Below are 9,160 nucleotides of genomic sequence, written 5' to 3'. Positions count from 1 at the left end.
CTTGGACATCGCGGTGGACTCCTCTCTCAGTTGAGGCCGGGGATGAACTGGACGATCAGGTCGATCAGCTTGATGCCGACGAACGGCACCACCAGGCCGCCGAGCCCGTAGATCCCGATGTTGCGGCGCAGCAGCGAACTGGCGTCGGAGGGGCGGTACTTCACCCCGCGCAGGGCGAGCGGGATGAGGCCGATGATGACCAGGGCGTTGAAGACGATCGCCGAGGTGATCGCGGACTGGGGGCTGTGCAGGCCCATGACGTTGAGGTGGCTCAGGCCCGGGTAGACCCCGGCGAACATCGCGGGGATGATCGCGAAGTACTTGGCCACGTCGTTGGCGATGGAGAAGGTGGTCAGCGCACCGCGGGTGATCAGCAGCTGCTTGCCGATCTCGACGATCTCGATCAGCTTGGTCGGGTTGGAGTCGAGGTCGACCATGTTGCCGGCCTCCTTGGCCGCCATGGTCCCGGTGTTCATCGCGACGCCGACGTCGGCCTGGGCGAGCGCGGGGGCGTCGTTGGTGCCGTCGCCGGTCATCGCGACCAGCTTGCCGCCCTCCTGCTCCTTCTTGATCAGGGCCATCTTGTCCTCGGGGGTGGCCTCGGCGAGGAAGTCGTCCACGCCCGCCTCCTCCGCGATCGCCTTGGCGGTCAGCGGGTTGTCCCCGGTGATCATGACGGTCTTGATGCCCATCCGGCGCAGCTCGTCGAAGCGCTCCCGCATGCCCTCCTTGACCACGTCCTTGAGGTAGATCACGCCGAGGGCCTTCGGGGCCGCACTGCCGATCCGGGACGCGACGAGCAGCGGGGTGCCACCCGCGGCGGAGATGCCGTCGACGAGCTCGGCGATGTCCTTGCCGACCGTGCCGCCGTTCTCGGTGACCCAGTTGGTGACCGAACCGGCCGCGCCCTTGCGCACGGAGTGAACGCCGTCGGCCTCGTCCAGGTCGACACCCGACATCCGGGTCTGGGCGGTGAACGGCACCCAGGTGGCGTGCGTCAGCTCGCCCTGGGCACGGGCCCGCAGACCGTATTCGGTCTTCGCGAGGACCACGATCGAGCGGCCCTCGGGGGTCTCGTCCGCGAGGGACGACAGCTGCGCGGCGTTCGCGAGCTCCTCGACACTCACGCCCTCGGCCGGCTGGAACTCGGCGGCCTGGCGGTTGCCCAGGGTGATGGTGCCGGTCTTGTCGAGCAGCAGGGTGTTGACGTCGCCGGCGGCCTCGACCGCGCGCCCGGACATCGCCAGCACGTTGCGCTGCACCAGGCGGTCCATGCCGGCGATGCCGATCGCGGAGAGCAGCGCGCCGATGGTGGTCGGGATGAGCGCCACGATCAGGGCGACCAGGACGATCATCGACTGCGGGGCGCCGGCGTAGGTGGCCATCGGCTGCAGGGTGACCACGGCGACCAGGAAGACGATGGTCAGCGAGGCCAGCAGGATGTTGAGCGCGATCTCGTTGGGCGTCTTCTGCCGGGCGGCGCCCTCGACCAGGGCGATCATCCGGTCGATGAAGGACTTGCCGGGCTCTGAGGCGATCTTCACCACGATGCGGTCCGACAGCACCTTGGTGCCGCCGGTGACCGCGCTGCGGTCGCCGCCGGACTCGCGGATCACCGGCGCGGACTCGCCGGTGATCGCCGACTCGTCCACCGAGGCGACGCCCTCGACGACGTCGCCGTCACCGGGGATGATCTGCCCGGCCTCCACGACGACGTGGTCGCCGAGCCTGAGTGCGGTCCCGGGCACCTCCTCCTCGGCCTGGCTCTTGGGCCAGTCCAGCAGGCGACGAGCCTTGGTTTCGGTCTTGGTCTTGCGCAGGGTGTCGGCCTGGGCCTTGCCGCGGCCCTCGGCGACGGCCTCGGCCAGGTTGGCGAAGACCGTGGTCAGCCAGAGCCACACGGTGATGGCCCAGGCGAACACGGACGGGCTGGCGATCGCGGAGACGGTGGTGACCACCGAGCCGACCTCGACCACGAACATCACCGGGTTCTTGACCATCACCCGGGGGTCGAGCTTCTTCACCGCGTCCGGCAGCGAGGAGAGGAGGAGTTTCGGGTCCAGCAGCCCACTGGAGACTCTGTGGGGCGCCGCACCGTCGGTCTTGCCGCCCGGGGAGGGAGAAGACGAGGGAGAGGGAGTAAACGTGGGGGTGGACATCAGGAGGAGAGACCTTCCGCGATCGGCCCGAGAGCCAGGGCCGGGAAGTAGGTGAGGCCGACGACGATCAGGACGACGCCCGACAGCAGGCCCACGAACAGCGGCTTGTGGGTGGGCAGGGTGCCCGGAGTGGCCGGCACCGGCTGCTGCCGGGCGAGCGAGCCCGCCAGCGCCAGCACGAACACCATCGGCAGGAACCGGCCGAAGACCATGCACAGGCCGAGCGCGGTGTCGTACCAGTCGGTGTTGACGGTGATGCCGCCGAACGCCGAGCCGTTGTTGTTCGCGGCCGAGGTGAAGGCGTACAGCACCTCGGAGAAGCCGTGGGCGCCCGAGTTGAGCATCCCTCCCCGCTCACCCGGCAGCGCCATCGCCACACCCGTACCGACCAGCACGATCGTCGGCGTGGTGAGGATGTACAGCGAGGCGAACTTCATCTCCCGGCCGCCGAGCTTCTTGCCCAGGTACTCCGGGGTGCGCCCGACCATCAGACCGGCCACGAACACCGCGACGATCGCCAGGATCAGCATCCCGTACAGACCGGAACCCACACCGCCGGGCGCGATCTCGCCCAGCATCATGTTGAAGATCGTGATCCCGCCGCCGAACGGTGTGTACGAGTCGTGGAAGGAGTTCACCGCGCCGGTCGAGGTCAGCGTCGTCGACGCCGCGAACAGGCCCGAGGCCGCGATGCCGAACCGCTGTTCCTTGCCCTCCATCGCGGCACCGGCCGCCTGCAGGGCGGTACCGGAGTGCTGCGACTCCGCGAAGGTGATCAGGGCCGCCGAAGCCACCCAGAAGATCCCCATCACCGCGGCGATCGCGTAGCCCTGGCGGTTGTCGCCGACCATCTTGCCGAAGGTCCGCGGCAGCGCGAACGGGATCAGCAGGATCAGGAAGATCTCCAGCCAGTTCGTGAACCCGGTCGGGTTCTCGAACGGGTGCGCCGAGTTGGCGTTGAAGAAGCCGCCGCCGTTGGTGCCCAGCTCCTTGATGACTTCCTGCGAGGCCACCGGGCCGCCCGGGATCTTCTGCACGTCACCCGCGAGGTTGGTCACCTCGTGGAAGCCGTGGAAGTTCTGGATCACACCGTTCGCCACCAGGACGAGCGCGAAGACGATCGACAGCGGCAGCAGCAGGCGCAGGTTGATCCGGACCAGGTCCACCCAGAAGTTGCCCAGCCGGTCCGTCCGGTTGCGCGTGAAGCCCCGGATCAGCGCGGCCACGATGGCGATGCCGACGGCCGCGGACACGAAGTTCTGCACCGCCAGGCCGGCCATCTGCACCAGGTGGCCCATCGCGGACTCACCGCTGTAGGACTGCCAGTTGGTGTTGGTGACGAACGAGATCGCGGTGTTCCAGGCCTGGTGGCCCTCCATCTGCTGGACGCCCAGGCTCAGCAGCAGGTGGCCCTGCAGGCGGATCAGCCCGTACAGGAAGAGGACGGAGACGGCCGAGAAGGCCAGCACCGAGCGCAGGTACACCGGCCAGCGCTGATCGGCGTCGCCGTCGACGCCGATCACCTTGTAGATGCCGCGCTCGACTCTGAGGTGCTTGGAGGTGGTGAGGATGCGGGCGATGTAGTCGCCCAGGGGCCGGTAGCACAGGGCCAGCGCGCCGACGAGGGCGACGGCCTGCAGCCAGCCCACGAGAGTGGAGCTCATGTCAGAACTTCTCCGGGTAGACCAGCGCGAGGATGAGATAGCCGACGAGCGCGACGGCGACGATGAGACCTGCGATGTTCTCGGCGCTCACAGCTTCTCCACCCCCCGCGCGATCAGGGCGATGACGGCGAACACGGCGACCGTGACACCGACGTAGATGAGATCGGACATGGCTCCACCTGGGTGGCTGAGGGGACGTACCCGTGAACAGGCCTGAGGGCCCTCACGGCACCGGCGGAAGACCGGCGGGAGCAGCCAACCAGCCCCCGGGGGCGCGCAGCGCGTCCCTGATGCCGTCCATACGGGTGATCCGGAAACATTGACGCGGCCCTTATAGCGGCGTCATTCATCCGAGACCGCGGATTGTCCTGAACGTTTCGATGAGGCCTGCCGGCGCAGCTCTCACCTGCTCACATCCGCATCCGCAGCCGGCAGACCACCGCGCCGGTGTGCCGGCGCAGTGCGCGGTCGATCACGGCGCTCCGCCGGTTCTGCAGCGCCCGCTGCCACCAGCGGGCGGGCTCCACCTCCGGGATCAGCACGGTCAGCCGGTCGTAGGCGTGCTCCGACCCGAGCTCGTCGACGAAGTCGGCGATGGGCCTTCCCAGGCGCCGGTGGTCGTCCGGGATCTCCACCAGCGGACGTGTTGGCGGCCAGCCCGATCAGCATCGCGCCTAGAGCCTGTCTGACAAATGGTCAGCTGGTGGACTCTCGGAGCCAGAGGACGAGGGAGGCGAGGACGAGCCCGGCGCGGTGGCGGTCGGCGAGTTTGTCGGAGCGAGTGGCGATGGCGCGGAACTGCTTCAGGCGGAGGAAGCATCGTTCGACCACGTTGCGGTCTCGATAGGCGGTGGGGTCGAAAGCGGGCGGGACGCCCGTGCCCATCAATCAGCGCCGGCAGCGCCGCCGCCGACGCCTACGGCACCCTCGGCGGCAGCACCATCGGCCACGCCGGCGCCGGCGTCAGCCGCCCCGGCTTCAGCGGCGGCGGCACCGGCAACTTCTCCCACTCCAGCGCCCCCTGGGACCCCGCCAAGCACGGCGGCCTCACCCAGGAGGAGAGCAAGCAGCAGTTCGCCAACCTCGTCGAGGCCATCACCGACAACAACCACTCCGGCGATCCCAACTACCAGGCGCAGCCGGACTACCAGGCGCAGTCCTCCAATGAGCCTGTCGTTGTGATCGCCAGCGACGACTAGCACGGTCGGCCCGAGGTACCGACACCCCGTCCGCTCCCGAAGATCGTCGCTGGGCACTCCACGGGTGCCCAGCGACGGATTCCGGCCGAGTTCTCCGGCCCCGTCGCGCACGCTTCCCCGGGTGGCCGCGTTCCGTTCGCGGGCCCAGGGGATGGGCCCGGCCTCGGCTCGGTAGCCGCTGGCTTGGCTCCAGCCGGTGTGAGGAGCTCTGCAGCCGTGTCGGCGGACGCCTGGCTCAGGTGGGGCGACGGATGTCTCGTCCGGCCGGTTCGGTAGGTTCCCGCGCTCCTGCTGCGCGTGCTCGGGGCCGTGCGGGCCAGGGCGGTGTCGATCGCGTCCTGGCCCTTGCCTGCGGCAGCGGGGCGGCACGTTCTCGCCGCGGGAGGTTGGGAGCGTCAGCTCTGGCCTTGATCCATGAGGCCGCGGCGGGCCATGGCGGCGGGTTGGTCGAGTTCCTGCGGGCCTTCGACGGCTTGCCCCTCTACCTGGAGGGAGAGGTCGTCGCCGCCGGGGGCGACCACCGTCACCGTGACGTGCTCGTCGCCGGTGTTCGTATTCTCGTGTGCGGTCATTCGCAGTCACCTGTCTGTGAGTTGGGGCCGGGGCGATAGGAACCCTGAGCGATCATCGCATAACGCTGGGTGCGGGATGGCAGGAGCGACGCCAGGTGAACTCGTGTGGCGGGTCGGGCGAAGAAGGGCAGGGTGCCATCCGTGAGCGGAGGCCGACCGCGCGCTGGGGGCGTGAGCAGCCGGGGGTGCCGGGGCCGGTGAGGCCCCGGCGGGCGGCTTGCCGCCGTCGGTCAGAGGTCGTAGTAGCCGGAGTCCTCGACGAAGCTGTAGCCGGTGCGGCTGTCGGCGAGGTAGGCGGTCACGAAGGCGGTGTCACCGCTGCGGAAGGAGACCGGGGTCGGGCTCACGCGCTTGTTGGCGGTGACCCGGAAGGAGTGGGGGCTGCCGTCGCAGACCGGGGCGTAGGGGGTGGCGCCGAACACCCTGCTGTCGTTGTCGGTGTTCTCGACGGAGACGCCCACGCTGCTCGGGTAGCCCTCCCCGTCGCAGGCGTAGGTGCCGCTCACCGTGACCGAGTTGCTGGAGCCGCGGAACACACTGGTGATGCTCATCGAGGTCTCGGCCGAAGCGGGGGTCGCCGTCGCGAGCGGCAGGACGGTGGCGATCACCGGAGCGGCGAGGAGCAGGACGGTCGGGCGGCGGAACACGTTCACGATGACCCTCTCTGTGGGCGGTGTTGCCGCCGGAGTCGGCGGCTTCATGATCCTTTCAGCCCGGGCGGCCCGAACCCGGTTCCAGCGCGGGTGATCCACCCGATGGGATGACAGACCGGACGGCGTGCGCCCGCGCCCGGCACATTGATGTGCTCTGGCGTGATGCCGCCCGTCAGCATCGTTCCTCCGCTGCTGCGCGGGTTGGCCCGCCGCGTCGTCCGATGTCGAACAGGCACCGCCAGGACTACCTGGACAGCGTGGTGGTCCTCGCCCGCCTGACCGGTGTCATCCGCTGATCTCCTCATCGGCCGATCGCAGACCGTGGTCCTCGGGTGGGGCGTGTTGGGCCTGCTCGTCTTGGCGTCGGCGCGCGTGCCGCGCCTGACTGTCAGATGTCGTGGCTGTAGGCGTCCTCGCCGATGTTGCAGCTGACGGCAGACACCCTTGATGTCGGCAGCGTCGACCTTGATGCGATCTTGACACCCCGTGCAACGGCTCGGCCCCCGAGGCGCCGCCGGTCCGCACAGCCGGACGGCGGGCCTCAGGGGCCGGAGGGGTGCACCCGGTGCCGGTGGCACGCGGCACCGGGTGGGTCTGTCGGGCTACTGCCCGGGCTTGCGGCCGTGGTTCGCCTTCTTCTTGCGACGGGCCTTCTTCTTGCGGGCGCGCTTGGACATCGTGCTCTTTCTCCCGGTACGTGGGTTGGGGAGGTTCAGACGGCCTGGCCGACCAGCTGGTCGGCGAGCTTGGCCAGCCGCTTCAGCGAGCGCTCCTCCTGGGCGACGGCCGCGGTCGGTGCGATGACGCCGCCGTCGAAGTAGGCGCCGTTCGCGACGACCGTCTCCGGCAGGCAGAGCCGCACCACTGCCGTCGCGCCCTCCGCCGCGGGCGCGCCGACCCGTCCGTACAGCGGCAGCAGCGCGGTGTCGCACAGACCCGGGTTGACGCTGACGGCGGTGATGCCGGAGCCGGCCGGGGCCATGTCTGCGGTCGCCATGGTCAGTGCGAGCTGCGACTGCGCGTACGCGGCGACCCGCGAGTACTTCTTCACCCGGTGCGGATCCGACCAGTTCATCGAGGCGGTGCGGTGCAGGGAGGAGGAGACGTTGACGATCCGGGCGTCGCCTGCCGCCGACAGCGGGGCACGCAGCAGCTTCGCCAGCAGGTGCGCGGCCAGGAAGTTGACCTGCAGCGAGACCTCGTTGCCGTCGTCGGTGAGGGTGCAGCGCTCTGGCGCCACCGCGGCGGCGTTGTTCACCAGCAGGTCCAGCGCCGGGTAGTGCTTGACGACCGTGCCGGCCAGCACGGCGACCTCGGACAGCTTGGTGAAGTCGGCTGCCAGCTCGACGAGTTGATCCCGGCGGGCTCCTGCGGCGACCAGGCGCTCCACGGCATCCTCCGCCTCGGCGGCGGTGCGGGCGTGCACGAGCACGGTCGCACCGTGCCCGGCGAGCAGCCGGGCGGTCTCCCAGCCGATCCCCGACGAGGCGCCGGTGACGAGGGCGGTGCGGGCGGACAGAACAGCGTCGGACATGACCCATCCAAGGGTGGAAAGGCATCGGCGGGGTGCGGGAGCAACGCGGCGCGAAGCCGTGCGCCAACCGGGGCCGTCGGTGCGAGAAGGGTGAGTTGCGAGGGAAGGCTCGTCCGTCTCCTGGCCCCCGGAGCCGGTCAGGGCAGGGGACGGACTGCGGTGATCGGCACGGGCCGGACGAACGGAACCCGGCCCGTGCCGGCGGCCGGCGGCGAGCGGGGTAGCGGCCCGGTCCTACCGGACGGCGACCGCGACAGCGACGATCCGCGGCCGACTATGCGGCGGGCGGTCGTGGTGGCGTGTCGAGCGGTGCATGTCCCCCATCAAAGACTGCCCCGATACCGGGGGCAAGCCCGTTCACCCTCCCTGACGAAGCCCTGACGCGCGGTCGACGCATCGCTGACGCCCATGTCCCGACTACCGCCGGGTTTCGGGAATCGCCAAGGTTCCGTCAGCAAGATCCCTGTCGCTGCCAGGCTTTCGTCAACGAGTCGACACCTGTCGGCTGCGGTCTGCCGTACTGGACGGATGTCCGTCACCGTTCCGCCGATCACCGACTGGTTCACCCCCGAACAGCCCGGCGCGAGTGTCCTGCCCGCCCACGTCGGACGGAGTGCCCACGGCGGCTGGTGGGCGGACGACCCCGACACCGTCCGGGCACTACTGGTGCACTGCGGGCCGGAACGGCTGCTGCACGGAGATCCCGAACATCTGGACCCGGGCGTCCTCGCCCGCTACGGGCGCGGGCAGTTCCACGCCCCGGACCGCTTCCTTCCCCTGCTGGGGCGCACCTTCAGTCACATCACCCCGTGGATCCGCGTGCTGCACATCCACTCGGAGCAGGCTCGGCCGGTCTCCCGCCACACCGCGGCCTGGGTACGCCCGCTGCACGCCGCCGACGAAACCCACCTCGACCGGTTCGCCCGCCGCGCCTCCTCCGCAAACCGCCCGGGCCTCCCGCACTGGGTCGCCGAGACCTGGGGCGGTCATCGCGCGCTCGCGGCGAGCGGCTTCGCCTGGGGCGCGTTCCTCGGGCCGTACCTGGCCTCGCTTGCCTGCGGCTACCTCGCCGGACGGAACCACCTGGACATCGCGGTGGCGACCGACCCGGCGTTCCAACGGCTCGACCTCGCACTCGCCTGCGTCCGTGCCGCCACGACCGCCGCCCGCGCCCAGGGCCTCGTTCCGACCTGGTCGGCGCCGCGGAGCAACCACGCCAGCCGGGCCCTCGCCGGAGCTGCGGGCTTCCGGCCCGTGCGACAGGAGGTGGTGTACTGGGCCGGCCCGGCCGCCACTCATTGACGAACACGTGCCCGATGGGACGTCAGGGAGCTGTCAAGGAAGCGGCGCCGCACGCCAAGTCGCCGTCAAGGCGGGCA

Annotated in this window: 9 protein-coding genes and 1 pseudogene; 1 reads left to right on the top strand and 9 read right to left on the bottom strand. The window is 70.1% G+C overall.

All coding sequences use genetic code 11. The features are described from left to right. Nucleotides 1–26: 26 nt before the first annotated feature. The 9 genes and pseudogenes from kdpB to ACFYUY_RS09140 all read right to left on the bottom strand — a co-directional run bounded on the left by kdpB (nucleotide 27) and on the right by ACFYUY_RS09140 (nucleotide 7,781). Nucleotides 27–2,159: a potassium-transporting ATPase subunit KdpB gene (gene kdpB, locus ACFYUY_RS09180; protein ID WP_387899533.1), complete on the bottom strand. Its 2,133-nt coding sequence runs from the start codon at nucleotides 2,157–2,159 to the stop codon at nucleotides 27–29. Then, nucleotides 2,159–3,823 (bottom strand): potassium-transporting ATPase subunit KdpA, encoded by a 1,665-nt coding sequence (kdpA, locus tag ACFYUY_RS09175; protein WP_387899530.1) that lies wholly within the window; start codon nucleotides 3,821–3,823, stop codon nucleotides 2,159–2,161. Before kdpA ends, kdpB begins: the two co-directional genes overlap by 1 nt. 1 nt (nucleotide 3,824) lies before the next feature. Continuing rightward, nucleotides 3,825–3,914, bottom strand: a complete 90-nt coding sequence (gene kdpF / locus ACFYUY_RS09170) for a K(+)-transporting ATPase subunit F (protein ID WP_360219081.1) — start codon at nucleotides 3,912–3,914, stop codon at nucleotides 3,825–3,827. A gap of 319 nt (nucleotides 3,915–4,233) precedes the next feature. Continuing rightward, complete coding sequence (locus ACFYUY_RS09165; RefSeq protein ID WP_387899526.1) at nucleotides 4,234–4,458, bottom strand: hypothetical protein; 225 nt, start codon at nucleotides 4,456–4,458, stop codon at nucleotides 4,234–4,236. A 39-nt stretch (nucleotides 4,459–4,497) separates the two neighbouring features. Beyond that, a pseudogene (locus ACFYUY_RS09160) lies at nucleotides 4,498–4,681 on the bottom strand (IS5/IS1182 family transposase); the annotation flags it as partial. A gap of 26 nt (nucleotides 4,682–4,707) precedes the next feature. Next, nucleotides 4,708–5,133 (bottom strand): hypothetical protein, encoded by a 426-nt coding sequence (locus ACFYUY_RS09155; protein ID WP_387899524.1) that lies wholly within the window; start codon nucleotides 5,131–5,133, stop codon nucleotides 4,708–4,710. 284 nt (nucleotides 5,134–5,417) lie between these two features. After that, nucleotides 5,418–5,594, bottom strand: coding sequence for a hypothetical protein (locus tag ACFYUY_RS09150; protein ID WP_387899521.1), 177 nt, complete (start codon nucleotides 5,592–5,594; stop codon nucleotides 5,418–5,420). 230 nt (nucleotides 5,595–5,824) lie between these two features. After that, nucleotides 5,825–6,247 carry a DUF6299 family protein gene (locus tag ACFYUY_RS09145; RefSeq protein WP_387899518.1) on the bottom strand — a complete coding sequence of 141 codons (423 nt, stop codon included), beginning with the start codon at nucleotides 6,245–6,247 and terminating at the stop codon, nucleotides 5,825–5,827. Nucleotides 6,248–6,959: 712 nt separating this feature from the next. After that, on the bottom strand, nucleotides 6,960–7,781 hold the full coding sequence (locus ACFYUY_RS09140; protein ID WP_360219075.1) for an SDR family NAD(P)-dependent oxidoreductase: 822 nt from the start codon (nucleotides 7,779–7,781) through the stop codon (nucleotides 6,960–6,962). Between the two features lie 528 nt (nucleotides 7,782–8,309). On the opposite strand from ACFYUY_RS09140, the gene ACFYUY_RS09135 reads away from it, so the two are divergent. Further along, the gene (locus ACFYUY_RS09135) at nucleotides 8,310–9,083 is read left to right on the top strand and encodes a GNAT family N-acetyltransferase (protein ID WP_360219072.1); all 774 of its coding nucleotides are present in this window, start codon (nucleotides 8,310–8,312) and stop codon (nucleotides 9,081–9,083) included. Nucleotides 9,084–9,160 lie beyond the last annotated feature (77 nt).

Origin of the sequence: Kitasatospora sp. NPDC004745, from assembly GCF_042873275.1 — a bacterium.
Classification (GTDB): domain Bacteria; phylum Actinomycetota; class Actinomycetes; order Streptomycetales; family Streptomycetaceae; genus Kitasatospora.
This window is presented reverse-complemented; position numbering and strand designations above follow the sequence as displayed.

Coding starts and splice junctions, on each gene's coding strand:
- ACFYUY_RS09150 (WP_387899521.1), bottom strand. CDS start 5,594: ATGACCGCACACGAGAATACGAACACCGGCGACGAGCACGTCACGGTG.
- ACFYUY_RS09135 (WP_360219072.1), top strand. CDS start 8,310: ATGTCCGTCACCGTTCCGCCGATCACCGACTGGTTCACCCCCGAACAG.
- kdpA (WP_387899530.1), bottom strand. CDS start 3,823: ATGAGCTCCACTCTCGTGGGCTGGCTGCAGGCCGTCGCCCTCGTCGGC.
- kdpB (WP_387899533.1), bottom strand. CDS start 2,159: ATGTCCACCCCCACGTTTACTCCCTCTCCCTCGTCTTCTCCCTCCCCG.
- ACFYUY_RS09140 (WP_360219075.1), bottom strand. CDS start 7,781: ATGTCCGACGCTGTTCTGTCCGCCCGCACCGCCCTCGTCACCGGCGCC.